At 33.3% G+C, this 25,888-nt stretch carries 25 protein-coding genes; 14 read left to right on the top strand and 11 right to left on the bottom strand.

The features are described 5' to 3' along the window. Nucleotides 1-60 precede the first annotated feature (60 nt). The 3 genes from ACE3PD_RS02630 to tpiA all read left to right on the top strand — a co-directional run bounded on the left by ACE3PD_RS02630 (nucleotide 61) and on the right by tpiA (nucleotide 2,498). Complete coding sequence (locus ACE3PD_RS02630; RefSeq protein WP_374399272.1) at nucleotides 61-1,134, top strand: MauE/DoxX family redox-associated membrane protein; 1,074 nt, start codon at nucleotides 61-63, stop codon at nucleotides 1,132-1,134. A 3-nt stretch (nucleotides 1,135-1,137) separates the two neighbouring features. After that, the gene (locus tag ACE3PD_RS02625) at nucleotides 1,138-1,638 is read left to right on the top strand and encodes a TlpA family protein disulfide reductase (protein WP_374399270.1); all 501 of its coding nucleotides are present in this window, start codon (nucleotides 1,138-1,140) and stop codon (nucleotides 1,636-1,638) included. Between the two features lie 110 nt (nucleotides 1,639-1,748). Next, nucleotides 1,749-2,498 (top strand): triose-phosphate isomerase, encoded by a 750-nt coding sequence (gene tpiA, locus ACE3PD_RS02620; protein ID WP_374399268.1) that lies wholly within the window; start codon nucleotides 1,749-1,751, stop codon nucleotides 2,496-2,498. A 127-nt stretch (nucleotides 2,499-2,625) separates the two neighbouring features. On the opposite strand, the gene rho is transcribed toward tpiA, so the two are convergent. Beyond that, nucleotides 2,626-4,401, bottom strand: coding sequence for a transcription termination factor Rho (gene rho / locus ACE3PD_RS02615; protein WP_374399266.1), 1,776 nt, complete (start codon nucleotides 4,399-4,401; stop codon nucleotides 2,626-2,628). 186 nt (nucleotides 4,402-4,587) lie between these two features. Between rho and ACE3PD_RS02610 the strand changes: the two genes are divergently transcribed. Further along, nucleotides 4,588-4,998, top strand: coding sequence for a DUF4293 domain-containing protein (locus ACE3PD_RS02610; protein WP_026724970.1), 411 nt, complete (start codon nucleotides 4,588-4,590; stop codon nucleotides 4,996-4,998). Nucleotides 4,999-5,104: 106 nt separating this feature from the next. On the opposite strand, the gene ACE3PD_RS02605 is transcribed toward ACE3PD_RS02610, so the two are convergent. Next, on the bottom strand, nucleotides 5,105-5,599 hold the full coding sequence (locus ACE3PD_RS02605; protein WP_374399264.1) for a metallophosphoesterase: 495 nt from the start codon (nucleotides 5,597-5,599) through the stop codon (nucleotides 5,105-5,107). Between the two features lie 97 nt (nucleotides 5,600-5,696). On the opposite strand from ACE3PD_RS02605, the gene truA reads away from it, so the two are divergent. The 9 genes from truA (at nucleotide 5,697) to ACE3PD_RS02560 (ending at nucleotide 15,655) form a co-directional block, all read left to right on the top strand. Next, complete coding sequence (gene truA / locus ACE3PD_RS02600; protein WP_374399262.1) at nucleotides 5,697-6,443, top strand: tRNA pseudouridine(38-40) synthase TruA; 747 nt, start codon at nucleotides 5,697-5,699, stop codon at nucleotides 6,441-6,443. 39 nt (nucleotides 6,444-6,482) lie between these two features. Continuing rightward, complete coding sequence (locus tag ACE3PD_RS02595) at nucleotides 6,483-8,234, top strand: ABC transporter ATP-binding protein (RefSeq protein WP_374399260.1); 1,752 nt, start codon at nucleotides 6,483-6,485, stop codon at nucleotides 8,232-8,234. Nucleotides 8,235-8,625: 391 nt separating this feature from the next. After that, nucleotides 8,626-10,014 carry a dihydrolipoyl dehydrogenase gene (gene lpdA / locus ACE3PD_RS02590; protein WP_374399257.1) on the top strand — a complete coding sequence of 463 codons (1,389 nt, stop codon included), beginning with the start codon at nucleotides 8,626-8,628 and terminating at the stop codon, nucleotides 10,012-10,014. Nucleotides 10,015-10,107: 93 nt separating this feature from the next. Then, nucleotides 10,108-11,229, top strand: a complete 1,122-nt coding sequence (locus tag ACE3PD_RS02585) for a hypothetical protein (protein ID WP_374399255.1) — start codon at nucleotides 10,108-10,110, stop codon at nucleotides 11,227-11,229. A 442-nt stretch (nucleotides 11,230-11,671) separates the two neighbouring features. Further along, nucleotides 11,672-11,839 carry a hypothetical protein gene (locus ACE3PD_RS02580; protein ID WP_374399253.1) on the top strand — a complete coding sequence of 56 codons (168 nt, stop codon included), beginning with the start codon at nucleotides 11,672-11,674 and terminating at the stop codon, nucleotides 11,837-11,839. A 193-nt stretch (nucleotides 11,840-12,032) separates the two neighbouring features. Next, entirely contained in the window at nucleotides 12,033-13,019 is a 987-nt protein-coding gene (locus tag ACE3PD_RS02575; protein WP_374399251.1) for a virulence RhuM family protein, read from the top strand. 115 nt (nucleotides 13,020-13,134) lie between these two features. After that, nucleotides 13,135-13,920: an MlaE family ABC transporter permease gene (locus ACE3PD_RS02570; protein WP_374399249.1), complete on the top strand. Its 786-nt coding sequence runs from the start codon at nucleotides 13,135-13,137 to the stop codon at nucleotides 13,918-13,920. Nucleotides 13,921-13,922: 2 nt separating this feature from the next. Beyond that, nucleotides 13,923-14,669 (top strand): ABC transporter ATP-binding protein, encoded by a 747-nt coding sequence (locus ACE3PD_RS02565; protein ID WP_374399247.1) that lies wholly within the window; start codon nucleotides 13,923-13,925, stop codon nucleotides 14,667-14,669. An 8-nt stretch (nucleotides 14,670-14,677) separates the two neighbouring features. Further along, nucleotides 14,678-15,655 carry an MlaD family protein gene (locus ACE3PD_RS02560; RefSeq protein WP_374399245.1) on the top strand — a complete coding sequence of 326 codons (978 nt, stop codon included), beginning with the start codon at nucleotides 14,678-14,680 and terminating at the stop codon, nucleotides 15,653-15,655. Nucleotides 15,656-15,702: 47 nt separating this feature from the next. On the opposite strand, the gene ACE3PD_RS02555 is transcribed toward ACE3PD_RS02560, so the two are convergent. The 6 genes from ACE3PD_RS02555 to ACE3PD_RS02530 form a co-directional block, all read right to left on the bottom strand. Next, a complete protein-coding gene (locus tag ACE3PD_RS02555; protein ID WP_374399242.1) occupies nucleotides 15,703-16,167 on the bottom strand; it encodes a hypothetical protein in 465 nt (154 codons plus the stop codon). Nucleotides 16,168-16,185: 18 nt separating this feature from the next. Further along, the gene (gene cmk / locus ACE3PD_RS02550; RefSeq protein WP_374399240.1) at nucleotides 16,186-16,869 is read right to left on the bottom strand and encodes a (d)CMP kinase; all 684 of its coding nucleotides are present in this window, start codon (nucleotides 16,867-16,869) and stop codon (nucleotides 16,186-16,188) included. A 159-nt stretch (nucleotides 16,870-17,028) separates the two neighbouring features. Beyond that, complete coding sequence (porQ, locus tag ACE3PD_RS02545; protein WP_374399238.1) at nucleotides 17,029-18,048, bottom strand: type IX secretion system protein PorQ; 1,020 nt, start codon at nucleotides 18,046-18,048, stop codon at nucleotides 17,029-17,031. A 120-nt stretch (nucleotides 18,049-18,168) separates the two neighbouring features. Further along, nucleotides 18,169-20,631, bottom strand: coding sequence for an endopeptidase La (lon, locus tag ACE3PD_RS02540; RefSeq protein WP_374399236.1), 2,463 nt, complete (start codon nucleotides 20,629-20,631; stop codon nucleotides 18,169-18,171). Nucleotides 20,632-20,781: 150 nt separating this feature from the next. Continuing rightward, nucleotides 20,782-22,071 carry an MFS transporter gene (locus ACE3PD_RS02535; protein WP_374399234.1) on the bottom strand — a complete coding sequence of 430 codons (1,290 nt, stop codon included), beginning with the start codon at nucleotides 22,069-22,071 and terminating at the stop codon, nucleotides 20,782-20,784. A gap of 65 nt (nucleotides 22,072-22,136) precedes the next feature. Then, on the bottom strand, nucleotides 22,137-22,955 hold the full coding sequence (locus tag ACE3PD_RS02530; RefSeq protein WP_374399232.1) for a M48 family metallopeptidase: 819 nt from the start codon (nucleotides 22,953-22,955) through the stop codon (nucleotides 22,137-22,139). A gap of 168 nt (nucleotides 22,956-23,123) precedes the next feature. Between ACE3PD_RS02530 and ACE3PD_RS02525 the strand changes: the two genes are divergently transcribed. Beyond that, nucleotides 23,124-23,987, top strand: coding sequence for an alpha/beta fold hydrolase (locus ACE3PD_RS02525; RefSeq protein WP_374399230.1), 864 nt, complete (start codon nucleotides 23,124-23,126; stop codon nucleotides 23,985-23,987). Between the two features lie 33 nt (nucleotides 23,988-24,020). Here the strand turns inward: ACE3PD_RS02525 and ACE3PD_RS02520 are convergent, their stop codons facing one another. The 3 genes from ACE3PD_RS02520 to ACE3PD_RS02510 all read right to left on the bottom strand — a co-directional run. After that, nucleotides 24,021-24,746: a TIGR00730 family Rossman fold protein gene (locus ACE3PD_RS02520; protein ID WP_111567574.1), complete on the bottom strand. Its 726-nt coding sequence runs from the start codon at nucleotides 24,744-24,746 to the stop codon at nucleotides 24,021-24,023. Between the two features lie 123 nt (nucleotides 24,747-24,869). After that, on the bottom strand, nucleotides 24,870-25,400 hold the full coding sequence (locus ACE3PD_RS02515; protein ID WP_374399227.1) for a hypothetical protein: 531 nt from the start codon (nucleotides 25,398-25,400) through the stop codon (nucleotides 24,870-24,872). A gap of 3 nt (nucleotides 25,401-25,403) precedes the next feature. Then, on the bottom strand, nucleotides 25,404-25,888 hold a 485-nt coding region (locus ACE3PD_RS02510), incomplete at its 5' end, for an AAA family ATPase (protein ID WP_374399225.1).

Here is a 25,888-nt window from a genome sequence, read left to right as displayed (position 1 = left end):
GTTTTAAAATTTGGTCCTTATTTGTAATTTATGATTTGCTATTTGTAATTTAAATATACTATGAACTCAAAAAACATTTCTTGGATTTTACGCCTTATCATTTCAGCATTATTTTTACTTTCTGCTGTAGCCAAATTATATCCATCGCCTTATTTTGCGATTTCCACTTTTGAAGTAAAACAATTATATCCATTAGGATTTTCGGAAGGTTTTGCGCCTTATTTCTCTCGAATTTTAATCGGAATTGAATTCGCGCTAGGAATTGCAATTTTATTAAAAGATTACTTGAAAAAAATCACGATTCCAGCTACGATTTTATTGTTAGCGGTTTTCACAATTCACTTAAGTTACACAACTTTCGTAAGTGGAAATGCTGGAAATTGTGGTTGTTTCGGAGAATTAATTCCAATGACACCAGTTGAAGCGATTATTAAAAATATCATTGCGATTGGATTATTAGTTTGGTTATTCAAATTAGTACCTGCTGATGGAAAATCGAATTTTTGGTTGTTGAAATCAGTTGCTTTAGGCTGTATTTTAGCACTTTTTATGGTGGCTCCTATTCGACCAGTAGTGGAAGTTGTGGAAGAACCCACTACTGAAATTCAAGACAATTTAGGAGTTGTGGTTGATTCTAGCGCTTTATTAACTGTTGAAGGACCAGCAACTGCAATCATAAAAGATACTATTAAAAAAGCAGAAGAAAAGAAAACCGAAGATGCTCCTAAAAAAGTAAAATCGGGTTACGAGAAATATTTCCCAGGAATTGATACTGATAAAAAGATTCTGTGCTACTTTGTTCCAGGTTGCGACCATTGTATGGATACGGCAAAAGAATTGAATGAAATGCGCAAAAAAGACAAAAACTTCCCTCCTGTTTACGTGATTTTCATGAATGAAGAACCAGAGAAAATTCCAACTTTCTTTGAATTCGCAGGAACGAAATTCCCATACAAAATGATTGATGTGATTCCGTTTTGGACAGAACTAGGCTCAGGAAGAGACACACCTGGAGTAAAATATTTATGGAATGGAAACGAATTCAAATACTACGACGGCATCAATGAAAATAAATTCAATGGTGCTGAATTCAAAAAAATAATTAAAAAACCGTATTCGGAATTAAAAAAATAAGCTATGAAAAAAATATTTGTTTTAGCTACAATGCTAATCAGCACTTTAGGATGTGCGCAAAAAGAAGAAACTTCATTTAAAAATGAAAGCCTTAATTATGTTTTAAAAACAACAAATGATCAGCCAATTACTTTCCAAGAAGTAGTAAAAAAACATGAAGGAAAAACGATATTTATAGAACTTTGGGCTTCATGGTGTTCCGATTGTATTAAAGCAATGCCTGAAGTAAAAAAATTAAACCAAACGTATGGTAAAGACGTTGTTTTTGTAAACTTATCCTTTGACAAAACATTTGAAAAATGGATTCAAGGAATCGAAAAACATGAAGTGGAAGGTGAGAATTATTTCATTGGTGATAACATGAAAGGAACATTTGGAAAATCATTAGATGTAGATTGGATTCCAAGATATTTAATAGTGGACAAAACCGGTAAAATTGTTTTATACAGAGCCATAGAAAAAGACTTTGATAAAATAAAAGAGGTATTAAACAAGGTTAAATAATAGTCTAATCTTCGCAAACCTTTGCGTAAATTTATTACAATGAGGTGACCAAAAAGTACTAATTAAACAAACAAATTAGTACTTTTGAAATTAATAAAAATGAAATTTCAATGAGAAAAAATATCGTTGCCGGAAACTGGAAAATGCACAAAACTCAAAAAGAAACCGTTGCATTATTAGAAGAAATTATCGCAAAAAAACCAAATACAACTACTGAAATTATTGTAGCTCCAACGTTTGTCAACCTATCAAAAGCAGTTGAAATCACGAATGGAAAAGGAATTACAGTAGCCGCTCAAAACATGCACCAAGCAGAAGGTGGCGCTTTTACAGGTGAAATTGCAGCTTCAATGTTAACCGATATCGGCGTAACAACTGTAATCTTAGGTCACAGTGAAAGACGTGCGTATTTTCATGAAACCGATGCTTTATTAGCTAGTAAAGTCGATACCGCTTTAAAACACGAAATGCGCGTTATTTTTTGTTTTGGTGAAGAATTAAAAGACCGTCAACAAAACAATCATTTTAATATTGTAGAATACCAACTTCGCGATGGATTGTTCCATTTAGAGAAAAAAGATTGGGCGAATATTGTTTTGGCTTACGAACCGGTTTGGGCAATTGGAACAGGCGAAACGGCTTCTCCAGAACAAGCGCAAGAAATGCATAAATTCATAAGAACTTTAGTTGAAAAAGTATACGGATTTGATATCGCAGACAACTTAACCATTTTATACGGAGGAAGTGTAAAACCTGATAATGCGAAAGAAATCTTCTCAAAACCTGATGTAGATGGAGGATTAATTGGTGGTGCTGCTTTAAAAGCAGATGACTTTTTAGCTATTGTGAATGGTTTTTAATTTTGTTGGAACGCGGATAACACAGATTTAACGGATTTACACTGATTTCTTTTAATGAATTTGAAAATTAAATCTATATACAAAATAATACTATAAAAAACTCCGATTTTCATCGGAGTTTCTAATTTTATTCATTCATTGAAATTAAGAATTCTTCGTTATTTCTTGTTTTCTTGAAACGGTCGTGGATGAAATCCATAGCTTCTACTGGGTTCATATCGGCTAAGTATTTGCGCATAATCCACATTCTTTGGATGGTATTTTCGTCTAATAACAAATCGTCGCGTCGAGTACTTGAAGAAACCAAGTCGATTGCAGGGAAAATACGTTTGTTGGCAATTCTTCTGTCTAACTGTAATTCCATGTTTCCAGTTCCTTTAAATTCTTCGAAGATTACTTCGTCCATTTTAGAACCGGTTTCTGTTAATGCAGTTGCGATGATACTTAACGAACCACCATTTTCTACATTACGAGCCGCTCCAAAAAAACGTTTTGGTTTTTGTAACGCATTTGCATCCACACCACCACTCAATACTTTTCCAGAAGCTGGTTGAACCGTATTGTATGCTCTTGCTAAACGTGTAATCGAATCTAATAAAATCACTACATCGTGACCACATTCTACTAAACGTTTTGCTTTTTCTAATACAATATTGGCAATTTTAACATGCTCTTGAGGCTCTCTGTCGAAAGTTGAAGCAATTACTTCACCACGCACACTACGTTGCATATCGGTTACTTCTTCCGGACGTTCATCAATCAATAAAACAATTAAATAAACTTCAGGATGATTAGCAGCAATAGCATTCGCAACATCTTTTAACAACATCGTTTTACCCGTTTTTGGTTGGGCTACAATCATACCACGTTGTCCTTTTCCTATTGGAGAAAACAAATCGATAATACGAGTTGAAATGGTACTATTACGTTCTGCTAAATTGAATTTCTCTTTTGGAAAGATTGGCGTTAAATGATCAAAAGCAATTCTATCGCGAACAACTTGTGGATCATGACCATTGATTTTTAATACTTTTACCAAAGGGAAATATTTTTCTCCTTCTTTTGGTGGGCGCACTACTCCTTTTACAGTATCACCCGTTTTTAATCCGAACAAACGAATTTGAGACGTTGACAAATAAATATCATCTGGAGACGCTAAGTAGTTATAATCTGACGAACGTAAAAATCCGTAACCATCAGGCATCATTTCTAAAACGCCTTCACTTTCAATAATTCCGTCGAACTCATAATCAGGTTCTCTGAAATTTGGTTTTTTGTTTTGATTTGGATTTTTATTGTTATTTGGAGTGTTCCCAGTATTCCCTTCAGCAGGATTACTTTTTTTGTAATCAGGATGGTTGGGATTATTTTGATTTGCCTTGTGATTTGGATTTCTTGGCAAATTTTTATCATTCTGAGAAGTTTCTGTAGTAGTCACTTCTTTAATTGGTTTTTCAGCTTTAGCTACATCTTCGTTAATAGCTTCTTTGTTTGGTAAAGGTTTTTTATTTTTAAAATCTTTACGAGGCAGTTTGTCATTTGGTTTAGGTGAAACTACTTTTAACTCACTTACTTTGATTTCATCATCTTTATCAGTTACTTGAGGAATGCTATCTTCTGGTAAATCTTTTAAAGGTTTTGAGAATAAATCTTTTTTTATTTTTGGCGCTTGGCTAACTTCTTTTTTAGGAGCAATTCGCGCTCTTTTTTCTTTAGGTTGGTCTGTAGCTACTTCTTTAGGTAATTCAGATTTAATTACTTCTGGCTTAGCAGCTTGTAAGTCTAAAATTTGATATACCAAGTCATCTTTTTTAAGTGAACGGTATTTATTAATTTTAGCCACTTTTGCAATCTCTTGCAAATCAGAGAGTTTCATCTCCTTTAATACTTCAATATCAAACATGGATATAAGTTGAATAAAATTGTTGATAGGGTTAAAACAAAAAAATGATAGATTTTTTTTGAGGTGTAAGGTGTCGCAGAATGAAGTACTTACGACTAACACAATGCAATAATACGAATAAATTTGGATATAACAATAGTTTTAATTGAAAAGAAATACTATTTTTGCTCTACAAATTAACTCAAAATGATACAAAGAATTCAAACGGTTTATATGGCTATCAGCGCTATTGCGATGGGCGCTTTGCCATTTGTATTTTCTTTATGGACAACAACCGATAAAAAAGAAGTGTTTTTTACTTCTTCTTTATTGTATATCATTTTTTTCGTGGTTTCAGCTTTATTAGCGGTTTTTAGTATTATCAATTTTAAAAAGAGGCAACATCAATTTGTGTTAAACAGATTGAACATGATATTTAACTTTATTTTACTAGGATTTTTTGTGTATCGCTCGCTAAACTTATCCGGAGAAACCATGGTTTCTGAGAAGGGTATTGGGATGTTTCTTCCTGCAATTTCTATCGTTTTATTAGTCTTGGCCAACAAGGCAATAAAAAAGGACGAAGAGCTCGTAAAATCTGTTGATCGATTACGATAAACCTATCATCTTAGTTTATTAGTGCGAAGAAAAAATCCGAAGCGAAAGTTTCGGATTTTTTTGTTTTAGAATAGAACAGATGAACAACGAATTTTGAAGTTTTAAACTACTTCTTCCCTAACTCAACAATCTCTAAATTTTGAATTTTATCTCCATCGATTTCAAAGCGCAACATAGTTCTTACTTGGTGAAATCCATATTTTCCACAAGCACCTGGATTCATGTGTAATAAATTCAATTTTTTATCGAATTGCACTTTTAGAATGTGCGAATGACCACAAATGAATAATTTCGGAGGATTCTTTGTGATTTCAGCTCGAATTACTTGATTGTATTTATCAGGATAACCACCAATATGCGTAATCCAAACATCAACTCCTTCACAGAAAAATCGATTGTTTAATGGGAATTCTAAACGTGCTTTTTCATCGTCGATGTTTCCATAAACAGCGCGAAGTGGTTTTAGTTTTTTAATGGTGTCTGTGACTTCTAAATTCCCAATATCGCCTGCGTGCCACACTTCATCAGCTTGGTTGACGTATTTTAAAATGACATCATCAATATGACTGTGCGTATCGGATAACAATAGAATTTTCTTCATAAGACAAAATTAAGTTTTTATTATCACAATTTGAAACGAACTTTACTTTTGAATTTTGTAAATTTGCAAGCTATTTAAGAAAACCGAACACCTAATTTTGAGATATTTCATAGAATTTGCCTACAACGGAAAAAACTTCCACGGATTTCAGAGTCAGCCTGACGCCGCTTCGGTACAGGAAACTTTGGAAAAGGCGCTTTCTACCCTTTTCAGAGAAACTATCGCCATTGTAGGTGCCGGAAGAACGGATTCGGGCGTGCATGCCAAACAAATGTATGCGCATTTTGAAACTGAATTGGAATTGGATTCCTACTATTGGTCACACAAATTGAATTCGTTTTTACCGCCGTCGATTGTAGTGTATCGAATTTTTAAGGTAGCTGATGATGCTCATGCCCGTTTTGATGCGACTTCGAGAACTTACGAATATTACATGCACACGTTTAAAGATGCGTTTATTACCGATGGAAGTTGGTACCATTCGCATCGTTTGGATTTGGACAAAATGAACGAAGCGTGTAAAATTTTGTTTGAATACATCGATTTTGAGTGTTTTTCGAAAGTACATACTGATGTGAATACCTTTAATTGTAAAATTTCGGAAGCACGTTGGAAACAATCGGGAAATCAACTTATCTTTACCATCACAGCGGATCGATTTTTACGCAATATGGTAAGAGCGATTGTGGGAACTATGGTAAACATCGGTTTAGGCAAAATAGAAGTCGCTGATTTAAGAACGATTATCGAAAGTAAAAACAGAGGAAAAGCCGGATTTTCAGTTCCAGCACACGGATTGTATTTGGTGAATGTAAGATATCCATACATTGAAGACAGAAAATAGATTTTAGAAAATAGAACACAGAATATAGAAAATAGATAAATGAAGCTCATCAAATCCAAATCACTAAAAAAAGTATTGCACTATGCGAAGCCTTACCAAAAAAGGTTCAATTGGGTAATCGTTTGGGCTATCTTACTTTCTATTTTCGCTGCAGCGCGTCCGTATTTATTGAAACAAACGGTTGACGAATACATCAAACCCGAAGACGAAAACGGATTACTTCTTTATGTTGTTTTAATGGCAGTAGTACTTTTGTTAGAGGTTTTAGCGCAATTTTACTTTACGTATTGGGCAAACTGGCTCGGTCAAGACATTATTAAAGATATTCGCGATAAATTATTCCATCATATTACTTCCTTTAAAATGAAGTATTTTGACAATGAACCTGTTGGGAAATTAGTAACACGTTCCGTTTCAGATATTGAATCGATTGCTAGTATTTTCAGTCAAGGTTTGTTTATGATTGTGAGTGATGTACTTAAAATGGTCGTGATTTTGGGAATTATGTTCTTTATGAACTGGAAATTATCGTTAATCGTATTAGCCGCAATGCCAGTTTTAATCTACGCTACCGATGTTTTCCAAAAGAAAATGAAAGTTGCTTTTAACGAAGTTCGAAATGAAGTAGCTAACTTAAACACCTTTGTACAAGAGCGATTAACAGGAATGAAAATCGTACAATTGTTTAATAGAGAAGCAATTGAATTAGAAAAGTTCAAAGAAATCAACCAAAAACACAATGTAGCTTGGTTAAAAAACATTTTGTACAACTCCATCTTCTTCCCTATTGCCGATATCGTTTCATCCTTAACGCTTGGTGCGATTGTGTATTACGCCGGAATTTCCATCATAAATGGTGACACATTAACTACTGTGGGAGATTTATTCGCTTACACTATGTTAATCAATATGTTATTTAACCCATTGCGTCAAATTGCGGATAAATTCAACGTGATGCAAATGGGAATTATTGCTGCCGATAGAGTTTTTGAAATTTTAGAAAAAGAAGAAAACGTTCAAGATAAAGGAAGTGTTGAAGCGACGCATTTTAAAGGTTTAATTCAGTTGAAAGACGTTCGTTTTAGCTACATCAAAAATGAAGAAGTTTTAAAAGGCATTAATTTAGAAGTCCAACCTGGCGAAACTATTGCTATTGTGGGAAGTACCGGTGCTGGAAAATCGACTATTATCAATTTATTGAATCGTTTTTACGAAATTGATTCAGGTGAAATTAATATTGATAATCAGAATATAAAAAATTACACTTTAGAAAGTCTTCGCAAGCAAATTGCTATTGTTTTACAAGATGTTTTCTTATTTGCAGATAGTATTTACAACAACATCACTTTGCATAACGAAGCCATTACAAGAGAAGACGTTATAGCTGCAGCTAAGAAAATTGGAGTACATGAATTTATCATGAGCTTGCCCGATGGTTATGATTACAACGTAAAAGAACGCGGTGTCATGTTATCCTCTGGTCAACGTCAATTAATTGCTTTTTTAAGGGCATTTGTAAGCAATCCTAGTATTTTAATTTTAGATGAAGCCACTTCTTCAATTGACACACATTCGGAAGAATTGATTCAAAAAGCGACTGAAACCATTACAAAAGGTAGAACTTCAATTGTTATTGCGCACCGATTGGCAACAGTTGTAAATGCTAGTAAAATTGTGGTTATGGATAAAGGCCAAATTGTAGAATTAGGAACACATCAAGAGCTTTTGGCTAAAGAAAATGGTTATTACAAAAAATTATACGATTCGCAATTTGCTGCAGTAGTTGAGTAGTTATCTTAGTAGCAGTCTTCAGTCGCAGTCTCAGTTGTCATGCTGTAAAGCATCTCTTGAACTAGTGATAAGTTTTTAGAACGCGGATAACACAGATTGAACGGATAATCGCTGATTTTTTTGTGTTCCTTGTGCTTTCATTGTGCCCTTTGTGGTTAAACTTTTTACACAGAGATTCGCCGAGATATTTTTGAATTACTTTGTTTTGAGAGAGATTCACAGAGACGTTTCACTTTTTGCACTTGAAATTGAATATGTCTTTGAAATTGAATATGAATCACAGATTTCCTTTGCGTTTCTTTGCGTAAAACTTTGCGAACTTTGCGTTTAAACTTTTAAAATATTTCCTTAAATTCGCAACTTATAAATAAAACTGAAATACTTTATAAAAATGAAATACGATATCATAGTTTTAGGAAGTGGTCCTGGTGGTTATGTAACTGCTATTAGAGCATCACAATTAGGCTTCAAAGTAGCCGTTATCGAAAAAGAAAATTTGGGTGGAATTTGTCTGAATTGGGGTTGTATCCCAACGAAAGCGTTATTAAAATCGGCTCAAGTTTTTGATTACCTAAAACATGCTTCAGATTACGGATTAACCGTTAAAGAATTTGATAAAGACTTCAATGCTGTAATTGCACGTTCGCGTTCGGTTGCAGAAGGAATGAGCAAAGGAGTTCAATTCTTAATGAAGAAAAATAAAATCGACGTTATTGATGGTTTTGGAAAAGTAAAACCAGGTAAAAAAGTAGACGTTACTGCTGCTGACGGAAAAGTAACGGAATATACTGCAGATCATATCATCATTGCAACAGGAGCGCGTTCTCGCGAATTACCAAACTTACCTCAAGATGGTAAAAAAGTAATCGGATACCGCCAAGCGATGACATTACCTGAGCAACCAAAGAAAATGATTGTTGTGGGTTCTGGTGCGATTGGAGTTGAGTTTGCTCATTTCTATAACGCAATGGGAACTGAAGTTACGATTGTTGAATTCATGCCAAACGTAGTTCCAGTGGAAGACGAAGACATCTCAAAACAATTTGAGCGTTCGTTGAAAAAAGCAGGAATCAACGTGATGACGAATTCTTCTGTGGAAAGAATCGATACTTCTGGAAACGGAGTAAAAGCATTCGTAAAAACGGCAAAAGGAGAAGAAGTTTTAGAAGCCGATATCTTATTATCAGCGGTTGGAATTAAAACCAACATCGAAAACATCGGATTAGAAGAAACAGGTATTGCTACCGATAGAGATAAAATCTTAGTTAACGCTTATTACCAAACAAACGTTCCAGGTTACTACGCAATTGGTGATGTAACGCCAGGACAAGCTTTAGCACACGTTGCTTCTGCTGAAGGTATTTTATGTGTGGAGAAAATTGCAGGTTTACACGTTGAGCCATTAGATTACGGAAACATTCCAGGTTGTACGTATGCTACTCCAGAAATTGCTTCTGTGGGTATGACTGAAAAACAAGCGAAAGAAAAAGGATACGAATTGAAAATTGGTAAATTCCCATTCTCAGCTTCAGGAAAAGCAAAAGCAGCGGGAACTCCAGACGGATTTGTAAAAGTAATTTTCGATGCAAAATACGGCGAATGGTTAGGTTGCCACATGATTGGTGCCGGCGTTACCGATATGATTGCAGAAGCTGTTGTAGCGCGTAAATTAGAAACTACAGGACACGAAATCTTAAAAGCAGTTCACCCTCACCCTACTATGAGTGAAGCGGTTATGGAAGCTGTGGCTGAGGCTTACGGTGAAGTGATTCACTTGTAGTCTTTAGAACAAAGAAAATAGATTTTAGAAAATACAGAAATCCTTGACAAATTGTTGAGGATTTTTTTTATATTGCTGTTATAAAAAACTAATATGAAATTTTATTTTTTAATTGTTTTACTAATTGCCACAACTGTAAAAGCACAAGTTTCAAATATAGATTCTATATATGGAAAGGTTAAACGTGTTCGTGAAAAAGTTTTTGATATAAGTAATAAAGATAATCCAATTCAAATAGAAATAGATGAGTATAGTGACTCAATGATTTTAATTCCAAATAGTTTAAATCTCAATATTTATGACATTTTATTTTCGACAAGTAACATTGGATATGAAAATTATGAACGTAACTATAATGAGAATGGCAACATCTTAAAACATACTTGGTTTGTAAAAAAAGACGAGTTTTATAAATCTACAACTTACAAGTATGATGACAAAAACAGAGTAATCAGAAAAATTGATTCTACAAACAATTATGGTTTTATTGATAAACATTATTATGAAGATTTTGATGAGTTTACCAATGAAAATATTATTTCATTAAGTTTTGATTCTGATTATTTTAATCATACTATCAAACATTATAAAGACAATAAAGTAATAAGAGTAAAACTTATTGATGAATATGGCTATATGACAGAATACATCAATAATTATAATCAAAACGGAAAATTAAATTCTACTACCATAAAAAATCCAAAAACTTGGCGTAAAAATGAAGAAGGAGATTGGTCATATGGTGTTCAAGATTCTATTCCAAATGTTTTTAAAAGTAGAATTAATGAATATGATAACAAAAATAGAATTCTAAAATCATTGGAATATAATTATTCCATTAAAAACAATTATAAAGAACCTATTTTATTACATCAAGTTTTATATAATTATGAAAAAAATAAAACTACAGTAAAAACAATTTATGAGTCAGGGATGATTTCATCTAAAAGTTATATTTACGACAATCAAAACAGAATAATTAAATATTTTTGTTGTAGTGATACTATTTCAGGTTCAAATATAATTAGAGAATATTCGTATAAAAATGATAAAATAGTTTCAGGTAAGCTTATTACAAAAGATAAAGGCAAAATTGAAATTCAAAAAATTGAATTAAAATATAAATATGACGCTAAAAACAATTGGACTGAAATTATTAAATCAGTTGATGGTAAAGAGCGATATAAAAGAACAAGAGAAATTGAATATTACTAACTTTTATTGACCCGATAGCGCGGATTTGCAACCTGATAGCGCGGATTTGCAATCCGTGCCCATAATTTAAAATATTTCATTCAAAACTTAGCATGATTGAATGTTAGTCATCAGTTTTACAAAGTGTAAAAAGACTTAATAAAATGGAAAATAATATCAAACCCGATAGCGCGGATTTACAATCCGTGCCCATAAAGTAAAACAAACAAAATCCAACTCCACCACAAGTCTTATTTTTTACTACAACTCTTACAAATGTCATGTTTTATCTGATTAAAAATCACTATATTTGATTGTAATTAAGATGCTTCATGAAAAAATATTTCGACAATCTTACTGAAGCTTTACAAAACTTCCTCATCGAAGTGGGCGAACTCTCCTACTTTGCAGGGCGTTTTTTCAAGGAATTTTGGAAACCCCCGATAGCGCGGATTTCCAATCCGTGCCCACAAAATTCAAAGAATTACAAAATGACACAACAAATTTTATTCCTTATAGTAGTTTAATTGGAGCCTATTATGCTCGTAAATACGGAAATAAAGCAAAACGCGACATTGAAAAATACAATCAGAATAAAGAACAAGAAAAGATTAAAAATAAGCTTGATTAATCGTACCGTTCCGAGAAAACAAGAATCTCTTCACTTAGATAAAAAAAACCAAATCCGACTCCACCACAAGTCGGATTTTTTACTACAACTCTTACAAATGTAAGTTGGCGAGTGATAAATAAATCAGTATATTTGATTGTAATTATGTTACTGAAATAAAAGCTTATGAAAATGAATTTCTAAAGAAGTAAACATGGAGGAAAGTTTAAAAAAATTCTTGTTATACACCGCTCCTACGGGTGAAATTCGGGTTGATGTTTTGTTGCAGAATGAAATGTTGTGGTTATCGCAGAAAGCGATGGCTTTATTATTTGATTGTAGCGTAGATAATGTTTCTTTACATTTAAAAAATATTTTTGAAAGTAATGAGTTACTTGAAAATTCAGTTACCGAGGTTTTCTCGACAACTGCATCTGATGGAAAAAATTACAAGGTAAAACATTACAACCTCGATGCTATCATTTCTGTTGGTTATAGAGTAAATTCGGCTAAAGCTACACAATTTCGTATTTGGGCAACACAAGCATTAAAAGAATACATTATAAAAGGATTTGTTTTAGATGATAATCGCCTAAAACAAGGGCAAGCAGTTTTTGGAAAAGATTATTTTAAAGAATTATTGCAACGCGTTCGTTCCATTCGAGCAAGTGAGCGTCGCATTTACCAACAAGTGACTGATATTTTTGCCGAGTGTTGTTTAGATTATGACAGAAATTCCGAAATCACAAAGAACTTTTATGCTATGATTCAGAATAAGTTTCATTTTGCCATAACTGGAAATACAGCTGCCGAAATCATTCACAAAAAAGCAGATAAAACCGCTGAAAATATGGGTTTGACAACTTGGAAAAATGCTCCTGATGGAAGAATTTTAAAGCAAGATGTTATCATAGCGAAAAACTACTTAGATGAAAAAGAAATCAAACAATTAGAACGAACAGTTACGTCCTATTTCGATTATATTGAAGGCTTAATTGAACGTGAGAATACTTTTACTATGGAACAATTAGCAGAAAGTGTCAATAGATTTTTAAACTTCAATGATTATAAAATTTTAGAAGGAAAAGGAAGTGTTTCTAAACTTCAAGCGGATAAAAAAGCCATTCAAGAATATGAAGTGTTTAATAAAACTCAAAAAATAATTTCCGATTTTGACAAACAAATTAAAAAACTAAATTAAAACTATTGTTTTAAAATCCAACTCCACCTCAACTCCTATTTTTTACTACAACTCTTACAAATATCATGTTTTATCTGACTAAAAATCACTATATTTGATTGTAATTAGATGCTTCATGAAAAAATATTTCGACAATCTTACTGAAGCTTTACAAAACTTCCTTATCGAAGTGGGCGAACTCTCCTACTTTGCAGGGCGTTTTTTCAAAGAATTTTGGAAACCGCCTTACGAATTCAAAGAACTCTTACGTCAGTGTTTTTATATTGGAAATCGTTCTTTGTTGTTGGTGAGCGTTACGGGTTTTATCATTGGTTTGGTATTTACACTTCAATCTCGCCCTACATTGCAGGAATTTGGTGCCGTTTCTTGGATGGCGTCTATGGTGAGTGTTTCTATTATTCGTGAAATTGGTCCCATCATTACCGCTTTAATTTGCGCGGGAAGAATTGGCTCAGGAATTGGTGCCGAATTGGGTTCCATGAAAGTAACCGAACAAATTGATGCCATGGAAGTTTCGGGAACCAATCCCTTCAAATATTTAGTCATTACGAGAATTTTAGCGACTACTTTGATGTTGCCATTACTCGTAATCGTGGGCGATTTCATTGCCATTTACGGTTCGTTTTTAGTGGAAAACATCAAAGGAAATGTGTCGTTTACCTTATATTTCAATCAGGTTTTTAATATTTTAGAATACAGCGATATTGTGCCAGCTACCATCAAAACCTTCTTTTTTGGGTTTACGATTGGCTTAGTGGGTTGCTATAAAGGTTATAACTGTAAAAAAGGTACGGCTGGCGTAGGAAAAGCAGCCAATGCAGCGGTAGTATATACTTCGATGTTGCTTTTTATTATTGACTTTGTAGCGGTTTTTGTAACGAACATTTTTTACGATTTATAACCATGACAACTCCAACGAAAAAAGCGATTATCACCATCAAAGATTTGCATAAGCAATTTGGCAACAATGTAGTTTTGAATGGTTTCGATTTGGAACTCTTTGAAGGAGAAAACCTAGTGGTAATGGGAAAATCGGGTTCGGGGAAATCGGTGATGATTAAATGTGTGATTGGTTTAGAACAACCAGATAGCGGTTCGATTTTAGTCATGAATGAAGAAATTAACAAACTAGAACAAGAAGATTTAAACGAATTACGCACCGAAATCGGATTTCTATTTCAAGGAAATGCGTTGTACGATTCGATGATCGTTCGTGAGAATTTAGAGTTTCCATTGCGTCGACACACTAAAAAGTTTGGTGTAATTGAAGATACGACTCCTTTGGTTATGGAAGCCTTAGAAAACGTAGGATTAGCACATGCAATTGATTTGATGCCGAACGAACTTTCTGGTGGTATGAAACGAAGAATAGCTTTAGCCAGAACCTTAATTTTAAAACCCAAAATCATCCTATACGACGAACCCACAACCGGTTTAGACCCGATTACATCAAAAGAAATTGTACTTTTGATGAATTCGGTACAAAAACAATACAACACGTCTTCGATTATCATCACACACGATGTGGATTGCGCGAAAGTCATTGCCAATCGCATGATTTTATTGATAGATGGCGTAAATTATATAGAAGGAACTTTTGAGGAATTAGCCAGTTCAACCGATCCAAAAGTGCAAGCATTTTTTAAATAGTTTTAGTAATGGAAAAATCAAATTCTCAAAAAATACAACTCGGAATCTTTGTTATCATTGGAACATTAGTTTTCTTAGCTGCTATTTATTTTATTGGAAATAAGCAAAATATGTTTGGTAATACCTCACATTTGAAAGCGGTTTTTGTCAATGTAAACGGATTGCAATTGGGCAACAATGTGCGTTACGCTGGAATAGACATTGGTACCGTTAAAGAAATCGAAATGATTAACGATACCACTATTAGTGTGCACATGATTATCGATAACAAAATTATGGAACACATTAAGAAAAATGCAATTGCTACGATAAGTTCCGATGGTTTGGTGGGCAACATGATTATCAATATTATTCCGGGAAAAGGAATGGCAGAAAAAGTCGAAAATGGCGACACCATTCAATCCTATAGCCGAATTGGAACCGATGCAATGTTAGAAACTTTGAATGTAACCAATGAAAATGCGGCCATGTTAACCGCTGATTTATTAAAAATTACACAAGAAATCACACAAGGAAACGGAACGGTTGGACTTTTGATACGAGATACACTTATGGCACAAGATTTAAAAGCTACTATGAGTTATTTGCGACAAACTTCTAAAGGAACTTGGGAATCAGTGGCTAGTTTGAATAAATTAATCAATGAATTAAATCAAAAAGACAATGTTATCGGTACTTTGAACGACACGGTTGTAGCGAATAAAATGAAGAAAATCGTGATTAACTTAGAGAAATCAAGTAGTGAAATTGACAAAGTGGTAACCAATTTAAATGCCACCATTACCAATGTAAAAGAAGGAAAAGGCGCTTTAAACTACCTTTCTAATGATCCTAAATTAGTCCAACAAATTGACTCAACGATTACGAATATCAACAAAGCAAGTATTAAACTAAATGAAGATTTAGAAGCTTTGAAACACAATTTCTTATTTAGAAGGTATTTCAAAAAGCAAGAAAAAGAGAAAGCCAAAAATAAAACAAATTAAAAAAAGGCTGTCATTTTAAAGTGACAGCCTTTTTATATGCTTTTTAATTATCTGTGATATTCGGTAAAAAGTTCGCCTGTTACACCACTATCGTTGATTAATGTTTTAATTTTCATAAAATTAGCATTCAAAACGACTACTTTCGACATTTCGCCATCAATATCTAAATCATCTGTTATTTCGTCATAATAATATTCACCACTAGTGGAAGACGCTTCAATTGGTGTAGTTTCCGAATAATTCAAAGCTGGAATAGAAACCGTTAGATAAGCACTAATAATATTACTATCATAAGTTCCATTCGCCTTGAATTCCATAGTTCCTTCAGAATCGCCATCTAAATTGGCGTTCATTCCGTTATAATTAGCTGTTCCATACATGCGACCTAATTGCCAAACGCCTTGAATGTTTGCTACAGTTTCATCACTATCTTCTTCGCCACTACAACCGTTTAAAAATAAAACCGATAATAATAGAAAAGTTACTTTAAGAGAATTGGTTAAAAATTTCATATTGCTGTTTTAATTGATTTACATTTTTTCTTTTACTAAGTTCAAGACCAATTCAAATTGCTCTTTTTTAGTCAAGCTAGAATTATCGACTTCAATGGCATCTTCTGCTTTTACTAAAGGAGAATCTTCTCTGTGCGTGTCAATATAATCGCGCTCTTCTACATTTTGAAGTACTTCCTCGAAAGTGATGTGTTGTCCTTTTTCTACTAGCTCATCAAATCTTCGTTGCGCTCTAGTTTTCGAACTTGCTGTCATGAATAATTTCAACTCGGCATCAGGGAAAACTACGGTTCCGATGTCTCTTCCATCCATCACAATGCCTTTATCTTTGCCCATAGCTTGTTGTTGTTCGACTAATTTAGCACGAACTTCCGAGATTTCTGCTACTTTACTTACCATACGAGAAACTTCAATCGTTCTGATTTGAGTTTCTATATTTTCGTTGTTCAAATACATTTCAGCAAATCCTAAAGTTGGATTAAATTGAAAACGCAAATTGATATGCGGTAATTGGGCAACCAAACCTGCTTTATCTAAATGGGTTTCTGAAACCAAGTTATGTTGCATCGCAAAATACGCTACTGCGCGATACATCGCTCCCGTATCTACATAAACGTAACCTAATGCTGCAGCCAATTGCTTAGCTAATGTACTTTTTCCTGTTGACGAAAAACCGTCTATTGCTATGGTAATTTTTTTCATATGTTTCCACTAAGACGCTAAGGCGCTAAGTTTTATATTATTAAATCTATTGACTTTTATTTAAACACATAAGTCAGATAAGTTTTTTTTAGTGTTACTTTGACAAGAATGTAGTTCATTTAAGCTAGCCACTTCTCTCTTTTTACTTTTTACTTCTCCCTACTCCAAATCAATCATCAAACCAAATAAACTCGTATTGGCTGCTACAGTATATCTGGAATACGAATAATCAAATTTCACTTTTCCAAATCGCAATCCAAAACCAACTGATATTCCGGAGAAGTTGCGTTGGTCTACAATTCGTAATTCTTCACCTCTTCTAAAATTGTATCCTAATCGAAGATTAAAGCCTTTTTCTGGAAACAGTTCGGCTCCTAAAATTAGGTGACGTAAAGCGTTATTAAAAAACGATACTTTTTCTTCCTCCGAACCTCCATCTAAACTTCCTTGTGCTCGATTTGGATTGGAAAACGCAATATTCCATTGTTGTAAATTTTCAAAAGTCACATGCCAACGAATCGGAACATTTTCCATCAATTGCGAAATTCCAGCATCTATGGCCAATGGTAATTTTTCATTGGTATCTTCATACGGCTTAATTTGAAAACCTAAGTTTCGAACTGTTAATCCGTAATTGATGTCATTATCATAATCGACATATAAAAAACCTAAATCAACTGCGGTTCCCCATGAATTATAACTTTCCAATGTTGAGGAAATCAGCTTTACGTTGGCTCCAACAAACATATCCGTCCAAGGAATATTGTAAGCATAACCTAAAGACAAAGCGGCTTCACTTCCTGTGAAATCGGAAGTTAAATTCCCTAGTTCATCTCTTCCTTCAAAAGTTCCGTAATTGATGTAATTGATTCCCGCATGAAAAGTTTGCAAATGGCGGTCGTAAGTGTAAGCGTAAGCGGCGGTTCCGTAAGATACTTCTCCGTAATAACTACCATAATTCACCGATAATCTTTTGTGCATATCGGCATTAATTGTCGCTGGGTTGTAAAATGCTTGATTCACGTCGTAATCCACAACAGTAACTGTTTTTCCACCTAAAGCGGCTTGTCGAGGCGATTGTGCTAAGTTCAAAAACTGATATACTGCTCTACCTCCTATTTGGCCAAATACTGAAGCCGATAGTAGAAATGAGAGTAGTAATACGAGTTTTCTTAGCATTTTTTGGTGTTCATCTTACTTATAACGCAAGTGCGAAGATAAAATTATATCGGTTAGGAAACAAAAAAAGAACTCCCAATAAATGAATTATTGAGAGTTCGTATTTTAATTATTGAGAAATTACTTTTTACTTTCTAAAACTTTAGCGTTTTTCACCTTTTGATTCGTAATGGCAATGTCTAAAACTTCGCTCATTCGATCAACGTAATGGAACGTTAAACCTTCAATATAATCGGCTTTGATTTCTTCGATATCACGTTTGTTTTCTTTACACAAAATGATTTCTTTGATGTTTGCTCTTTTCGCAGCTAAAATCTTTTCTTTAATACCGCCTACTGGCAACACTTTTCCACGAAGTGTGATTTCTCCTGTCATGGCGATGTGTTTTTTCACTCGTTTTTGGGTGAAAGAAGACACCATTGAAGTCAACATGGCAATTCCGGCACTTGGTCCGTCTTTTGGCGTTGCGCCTTCTGGAACGTGAATGTGAATGTTATAATTGTTTAAAACTTCTGGATTGATTCCTAAAAATTCTGCATTAGCACGAATATATTCCAAAGCAATCGTAACCGATTCTTTCATCACGGTTCCTAAATTACCTGTCATCGTCATCGCTCCTTTTCCTTTTGAAATTAAAGATTCGATAAATAAAATATCACCACCAACCGATGTCCAAGCTAAACCTGTAACTACTCCGGCAACATCATTATTTTCGTATTTATCGCGCTCCATACGTGGCGATTTCAATACTTCTAAAATATCAGCATCCGAAACTTTTACGTTGTAAGGTTCTTCCATAGCAATTGATTTTGCTGCATGACGCACCATTTGAGCGATTTTCTTTTCTAAACCACGTACACCTGATTCACGTGTATAACCCACTACGATTTTTTCCAATTGTTTTTTTCCAATTTGTAAATCTTTCGTGGTTAATCCGTGTTCTTTTAATTGTTTTGGCAATAAGTGTGTTTTCGCGATTTCTATTTTCTCTTCAATCGTATAACCCGTCATTTCGATGATTTCCATACGGTCGCGAAGCGCTGGCTGAATGGTTGACAAGCTATTCGAAGTGGCAATGAACATCACTTTTGATAAATCATAACCCAATTCCAAGAAATTATCATGGAATTCTTTGTTTTGTTCCGGATCTAAAACCTCCAATAAAGCCGAAGATGGATCACCGTTATGACTTGAAGATAATTTATCAATCTCATCCAATACGAAAACTGGATTTGATGTTTTTGCTTTTTTAATATTTTGTAGAATTCGTCCTGGCATAGCTCCGATATACGTTTTTCTGTGACCACGAATTTCCGCTTCATCACGCAAACCACCTAATGACATTCTGATATATTCTCTACCTAAAGCTTCGGCAATAGATTTTCCAATTGATGTTTTACCAACCCCTGGAGGTCCATACAAACATAAAATTGGTGATTTCATATCGTTACGAAGTTTTAAAACTGCTAAATGTTCGATGATACGTTTTTTAACTTCTTCTAATCCGTAATGATCTCTATCTAGAATTTTTTGAGCACGTTTTAAATCGAAATTGTCTTTGGTAAATTCGTTCCAAGGCAATTCTAAAAATAGCTCAATATAATTGCGTTGGATACCAAAATCGGGAGAATTTGGATTGGTACGTTGCAGCTTAGACAATTCTTTTTCGAAATGTTGCGCTGTTTTATCGTCCCATTTTTTCTTTTTCCCTTTGGCACGCATTTCTTCAATTTCGGCTTCATACGAAACACCACCCAATTCTTCTTGAATGGTTTTCATTTGTTGTTGTAAGAAATATTCGCGTTGTTGTTGGTCTAAATCGAAACGAACTTTTGATTGAATATCGTTGCGAACTTCTAATTTTTGAAGCTCTAAATTCATGAAACGCAAGGTTTCAAGCGCTCTGTCTTTTAAATTTGGAATCGATAATAATTCTTGTTTCTCTTCTACCGAAAGATTCATGTTAGAAGAAACAAAATTGATTAAAAACGGATTACTTTCGATGTTTTTGATTGCAAAAGTAGCTTCTGTAGGGATGTTTGGACTTTCCTTGATAATTTGGATTGCCAATTCCTTAATCGATTCAACAATTGCTTTGAATTCAACATTTTTAGCATCAGGTCGTTCTTCTGGAACTTCTTTAATTGTTGCTCTCAAATAAGGTTCTTCCTGAGTGAAATTTTCTATTTCAAAACGTTTTTTCCCTTGAAGAATTACAGTAGTATTTCCATCAGGCATTTTTAAAACGCGCATGATACGAGCTACCGTTCCAATATGATGAACATCGTTTGGAGTAGGTTCTTCAACGTTTTCATCAATTTGCGCCACCACACCAATAATTTTACCTTTGGCATTGGCATCATTAATTAATTTAATCGATTTATCTCTTCCGGCAGTAATTGGAATAACCACTCCTGGGAATAAAACAGTATTTCGTAAAGGTAAAATGGCAATATCTTCAGGCAAAGCCTCGTTGTTCATTTCTTCTTCATCTTCGGGCGTCATTAACGGAATTAATTCCGCATCTGGATCCATTTCTTGAAGTGACAAATTGTCAAGCGCTAGTATTTTTTGATTCGGCATAATAATATTTATGGTCTTTTTGTCAGTAATTATCATTTGAAAATGTATTCAAAGGTACGCATTAAAGCGCTATTTTATTGATAATCAAATCATAAAATAATTTTAAATAGCAATTTCAAAAGTAATAGTTCAAGATGTATGCCAAGAACCTTACTTTTTAGGAACTCGTAACAAAAGAAGCAATCCAACAACAAAAAATAGGATTAAAAATAAGATCGCATTTTGGATTTTCCCTGTTACATCAGCAATATAACCATAGGTAAACATTCCGATAACAATTCCGATTTTCTCGGCTACATCGTAGAAACTAAAGAACGAAGTTGTGTCTTTAGAATCTTCAGGAATAAATTTAGAATAAGTAGAACGCGATAACGATTGAATTCCTCCCATTACTAATCCCACAAAAGCGGCAGCAATATAGAAATCGTTTGGAGTGATTACAAAATAGGCGTATGTACAAATTAAAATCCATGAGAAATTTAAACCAATTAAGACTACAATATTTCCATATTTAGCAACAAGTTTAGAGGTTAACCAAGCACCTAAAACAGCAATTAATTGAATTAATAAAATACTCACAATTAATCCCATTGTACGTTTACTATCGCTACCCCATTGTACTTCTTTTTCACCAAAATAAGCAGCAATAATCATAATAGTTTGTACTGCCATACTGTAAACAAAGAAAGCACCTAAATAACGTCGCAAGGATTTTAATTCTTTTATTTGTTGCCAAACTTTTCGCAACTCTTTGAAGCCATTAAAAATTACATTTTTATGCAGTTTGTTGTCATTTTTATTATTTGGCAAGTAGTAGTAAGTGTATTGACTAAAGCCTAACCACCAAATACCCACTAAAAGAAAGGAATAACGCATCATTTGTAGTTTTTGGTTATCCGCTACTGACATAACCATAGCCAAACAAATCAATAACAAAACAACGCTACCCACATAACCCAAACTAAATCCTTTTGCGCTGATTTTATCTTGTTGTTCTTTGTGAGCGATATCGGGTAAATAGGAATTGTAGAAAACTAAACTTCCCCAAAAACCTATTAAAGCCAATAAATAGGAAACCAGACTCAAAATAACCGTATCTAACGAAAAAAAGTATAAACTCATACAAGAAACAGCTCCAACATAACAGAAAAGCTTTAAGAAAAACTTCTTGTTTCCTAAATAATCGGCAATTCCAGATAATAGTGGCGAAATGAAGGCGATGATTAAAAATCCTAAAGCGGTAACATAACTTATTAATGCTTCACTTCGAATAGAAAATCCAAACAAAACAATCTCTTCAATATTTTTTTGGCGGAATAAAGCTCCATAATACAATGGAAAAATGGTTGAGGAAATCACCAAAGCATAAACCGAGTTTGCCCAATCGTAAAAAGCCCAAGCATTTAAAAGTTTTGAATCTCCTTTTTGAAGTTTTTGCATACCAATTATTTTAAAATAAAAAATCCCGACATTGTCGGGATTCAAATATAATAGTAATTTTTTAATTATTTAAACGTAACTCCAAACTTAGCTGCTTCGGCTTTTGCTTGCGGAATTAATGCGGTTAATTCTTTAATTCGTGTTTCATTGCTTGGATGCGTACTTAAAATTTCTGGTGGTGCTTGACCTCCTGAATTTGCCGACATACGTTCCCAAACTTTCACGGCATTAATTGGGTCGTAACCTGCAATTGCCATTAAGGTTAATCCAATCATATCGGCTTCACTTTCATGAGCACGACTAAAAGGCAACATACCACCTACCTGAGTACCTACACCGTACGCTTGCATAATTAAAGCTTGTGTTTGAGGATCTTTATTTCCAATAGCAATTTGTGTTCCTACAGCTCCTAACTGTTGTAAAAGTCCAGCACTCATACGTTGTTGTCCGTGATTTGCAAGTGCGTGGGCTACCTCGTGCCCCATTACAGCAGCGATACCAGCATCGTCTTTACAGATTGGTAAGATTCCTGTATAAAAAACAATTTTTCCTCCTGGCATACACCAAGCATTCACTTCTTTACTATCAACTAAATTATATTCCCAAGCATAACCTTCTAAATAGTCTGCTTGACCATTAGCCGCTAACCATCTTTCTGAAGCTGTTTTTATTTTAGTTCCAATGGTTTCAATTCTTTTTGCATCGGTTGTTCCTTTTATAACCTTATTTTCAGATAAAAATTGATTATACTGTTGAAAAGCCGATGGAAAAATTTGGCTATTAGGAACTAAAGCCATTGTACTTTTCCCTGTAAATGGATTTTTAGCACATGATACTACGAGTACCAAGATAGCAAAAGCGATAAATTTAAATTTGAAATTCATGAGTGAAAATTTTTTACAAAAATACGATTTTATAGTTTAACAATTCAACCTCGAACAAATTTTGTACCAATTTAGCATCTTTAAGCAATATAGAATTTAACTTTATTTTATAACCTTCATTTTACTACCTGATTTACATAAATTGTAAATTGCGCAAAATTTCTGAACATGTCTAAAAAGAAACAAAAACAATCGCAAGTTATTGAAATACCTAAACCTATTTTATATACGGCTAAATTTTTACAAGCTATTTCATCAAGTCTAACAACTAAATTTGCGGCTAAACTTTTTACAACTCCTATTCGCCATAAATTACCTAAACGTGAATTACATATGGAACGCGAAAGTGTTCAAAAGAGTATTATGATTCCTGAGATAAACAAAGAAATCGTAGTGTATGAATATGGCAAAAGCGATAAAAAGGTACTTTTAGTTCACGGATGGTCTGGTCGTGGAACCCAATTGGTTAAAATTGCGGATGAGTTACTAAAAATGGGTTACATGACTATTAGCTTTGATGCTCCAGCACATGGTAAATCAAAAGGAAATTATTCGATAATGACCGAATTTATTGCTTCAATTTTAGAATTGGAAAAACAATACGGTTCGTTTGAATTTGCTATTGGACATTCGCTTGGTGGTATGTCGGTTTTGAATGCGATTAAACAAAATCTGAATGTTAAAAAAGCTGTAACCATTGGAGCTGGTGATATCATTCAAGACATCATTGATGATTTTATTAAGAAATTGGAATTAAAACCAGAATACGGAATCAAATTGCGAGATCATTTTGAGAAACGTTTTGTTGGAAAAATGGATGATTATTCGGCTTACAAAGCAGCTAAAACAATTAAAATCCCAGTTTTAATCATGCACGACAAAGAAGATGATGATGTATCTGTCAAAGCAGCTTATCATATTCACGAACATTTACAAGGTTCTGAACTTGTGATTACAGAAGGTTTAGGTCATCGTAAAATTTTAGGCGATGAAGCTGTAATTGAGAAAATCAAAGAATTCCTTTCAAAATAAAAAAGTCCTTCGGTTTGAAGGACTTTTGCTTTTTTAGAAGTTTGGTGACAAATTGTATTTTTTATAGAAGTTATCTAATGCTTCTAGAACCTCATCTTCTGTATCAACTACTTTGATTAAGTTCATATCTTCTGGACTGGCGTTTTTCATTTTGTCAATCATGACATTTTTAATCCAATCTAATAAACCTGACCAAAATTCGGTTCCTACTAAGATAATCGGGAATTTTCCAATTTTCTTCGTTTGGATTAACGTTACCGCTTCGAATAATTCGTCTAATGTTCCAAAACCTCCTGGCATAACAACGAAACCTTGTGAATATTTTACAAACATTACTTTTCTTACGAAGAAATAATCGAAGTTTAAGTTTTTATCTTTATCAATATAAGGATTGAAATGTTGCTCAAATGGTAACTCGATGTTCAAACCTACCGATGTTCCACCACCATAATGTGCTCCTTTATTTCCTGCTTCCATGATACCAGGACCACCTCCGGTAATAACACCATAACCCGCTTTACTGATTTTATAAGCAATTTTTTCTGCTAATAAATAATATTTATCTTCAGGTTTTGTTCTTGCTGAACCAAAAATAGAAACACAAGGTCCTATTCTACCCATAGATTCATATCCGTTAACAAACTCAGACATAATTTTAAAAATTGCCCAAGAGTCGTTTGTTCTTATTTCGTTCCAGGTTTTTTGCTTGAATTTTTCCTGAATTCTATGATCTTCGTTTTCGTATTGATCTGCTGCCATAATAATTTTAGTCAATTTGTTAATAAACAAATCATTAAAGTTAATAATAAAGTTTAGCAGTGTTGTTGTGTGTAGTAATTAGTTTGCTAAGATACTAATTAAATATCATGATGTTAATAAAATTTATTCTATAAATAATATTTCCATTATTTGAAATTCACTTTTGTGATTATAATGTATAATATCATTTTCATCTTTTTTGCAAATATCTTTTGCTGTCTTTGGTCTCATTAATGCAGACTCACTTATTTTAACTTTTCTAAAATGTAACTCTTCCGTAAATTCAAATCCAACTCTTTTTCCAGAATTTATAATAAACTTTGCGAATTCTTCACTAGATAACAATTGTTTAGTTGCGCTATCACTACCTAATTTTAACTCTATGAGTAGAATATATAAAGTATTATTCTTTTGAACAAACATTAAATAATCACAAATTTTCGAAAGCCCTATATCGTTATTAAAATATGGAAATGGGATTGTCTTGTTTGGATCTAATCTAAAAAGTAAATAATTTATACATTTATGGCTTTTTATATCTCGTTTCATTGAGAATTCATCACCAAATTTATCTCTATCTTTTTCCTCTAAAATTTCTGATTCAACAAAAAATTCTTTTTTTAGAATTTCTTTTAGATTATTTAACTGTGTCATAAATTATTCGACTTTACCAAAACGTAATGAATAAAATAGTTGATTTGCTATTTCACTTTGTTTTTCAATTGTTTCATCGATTGATTTGATACTAAACCCACTTAGATTTTTTGACAAGACTTTCACATCAGCTTTTAATGCTTTATCATTTTTAAAGTTAAATAAATACATGTTAATATCTGTTGTATCAAATATTTCATCTTCCTGATAACCACCTATATCAGTAGCTAGTTCTTTTATTTCTTCATCTCCTTGAGAAATCATTAAAATATTATTAAACTCTCTTATTATATAATCACTATGAGTACTTACAATTATCCTTAAACCATTCTTAATCAATTTACTAAAAATTCTGGCTAACAGAATTTGATTATTTGGGTGTAAATTAAGTTCAGGTTCATCGATTATAATTAGATCATTTTCAACTGCTTTATGTTTTAAATATAAAATCAAACTAGCTAAAGTTTTTACAATAGAAGAACTTTGAT

Origin of the sequence: Flavobacterium sp. (genome assembly GCF_041911335.1) — a bacterium.
In the GTDB taxonomy this organism is placed as follows: Bacteria; Bacteroidota; Bacteroidia; order Flavobacteriales; family Flavobacteriaceae; genus Flavobacterium.
The sequence above is the reverse complement of the archived record's forward strand: the minus strand, read 5'-3'. Positions and strand labels throughout refer to the sequence as shown.

What these genes read in the sequence shown, in the direction of transcription:
- ACE3PD_RS02530 (WP_374399232.1), bottom strand. Translation starts at nt 22,955, where the DNA reads ATGAATTTCAAATTTAAATTTATCGCTTTTGCTATCTTGGTACTCGTA.
- ACE3PD_RS02555 (WP_374399242.1), bottom strand. Translation starts at nt 16,167, where the DNA reads ATGAAATTTTTAACCAATTCTCTTAAAGTAACTTTTCTATTATTATCG.
- ACE3PD_RS02575 (WP_374399251.1), top strand. Translation starts at nt 12,033, where the DNA reads ATGGAGGAAAGTTTAAAAAAATTCTTGTTATACACCGCTCCTACGGGT.
- ACE3PD_RS02595 (WP_374399260.1), top strand. Translation starts at nt 6,483, where the DNA reads ATGAAGCTCATCAAATCCAAATCACTAAAAAAAGTATTGCACTATGCG.
- ACE3PD_RS02625 (WP_374399270.1), top strand. Translation starts at nt 1,138, where the DNA reads ATGAAAAAAATATTTGTTTTAGCTACAATGCTAATCAGCACTTTAGGA.
- ACE3PD_RS02525 (WP_374399230.1), top strand. Translation starts at nt 23,124, where the DNA reads ATGTCTAAAAAGAAACAAAAACAATCGCAAGTTATTGAAATACCTAAA.
- ACE3PD_RS02585 (WP_374399255.1), top strand. Translation starts at nt 10,108, where the DNA reads ATGAAATTTTATTTTTTAATTGTTTTACTAATTGCCACAACTGTAAAA.
- ACE3PD_RS02515 (WP_374399227.1), bottom strand. Translation starts at nt 25,400, where the DNA reads ATGACACAGTTAAATAATCTAAAAGAAATTCTAAAAAAAGAATTTTTT.
- ACE3PD_RS02630 (WP_374399272.1), top strand. Translation starts at nt 61, where the DNA reads ATGAACTCAAAAAACATTTCTTGGATTTTACGCCTTATCATTTCAGCA.
- rho (WP_374399266.1), bottom strand. Translation starts at nt 4,401, where the DNA reads ATGTTTGATATTGAAGTATTAAAGGAGATGAAACTCTCTGATTTGCAA.
- ACE3PD_RS02535 (WP_374399234.1), bottom strand. Translation starts at nt 22,071, where the DNA reads ATGCAAAAACTTCAAAAAGGAGATTCAAAACTTTTAAATGCTTGGGCT.
- porQ (WP_374399238.1), bottom strand. Translation starts at nt 18,048, where the DNA reads ATGCTAAGAAAACTCGTATTACTACTCTCATTTCTACTATCGGCTTCA.
- lon (WP_374399236.1), bottom strand. Translation starts at nt 20,631, where the DNA reads ATGCCGAATCAAAAAATACTAGCGCTTGACAATTTGTCACTTCAAGAA.
- ACE3PD_RS02610 (WP_026724970.1), top strand. Translation starts at nt 4,588, where the DNA reads ATGATACAAAGAATTCAAACGGTTTATATGGCTATCAGCGCTATTGCG.
- cmk (WP_374399240.1), bottom strand. Translation starts at nt 16,869, where the DNA reads ATGAAAAAAATTACCATAGCAATAGACGGTTTTTCGTCAACAGGAAAA.
- ACE3PD_RS02560 (WP_374399245.1), top strand. Translation starts at nt 14,678, where the DNA reads ATGGAAAAATCAAATTCTCAAAAAATACAACTCGGAATCTTTGTTATC.
- ACE3PD_RS02565 (WP_374399247.1), top strand. Translation starts at nt 13,923, where the DNA reads ATGACAACTCCAACGAAAAAAGCGATTATCACCATCAAAGATTTGCAT.
- ACE3PD_RS02570 (WP_374399249.1), top strand. Translation starts at nt 13,135, where the DNA reads ATGAAAAAATATTTCGACAATCTTACTGAAGCTTTACAAAACTTCCTT.
- lpdA (WP_374399257.1), top strand. Translation starts at nt 8,626, where the DNA reads ATGAAATACGATATCATAGTTTTAGGAAGTGGTCCTGGTGGTTATGTA.
- tpiA (WP_374399268.1), top strand. Translation starts at nt 1,749, where the DNA reads ATGAGAAAAAATATCGTTGCCGGAAACTGGAAAATGCACAAAACTCAA.
- ACE3PD_RS02605 (WP_374399264.1), bottom strand. Translation starts at nt 5,599, where the DNA reads ATGAAGAAAATTCTATTGTTATCCGATACGCACAGTCATATTGATGAT.
- ACE3PD_RS02520 (WP_111567574.1), bottom strand. Translation starts at nt 24,746, where the DNA reads ATGGCAGCAGATCAATACGAAAACGAAGATCATAGAATTCAGGAAAAA.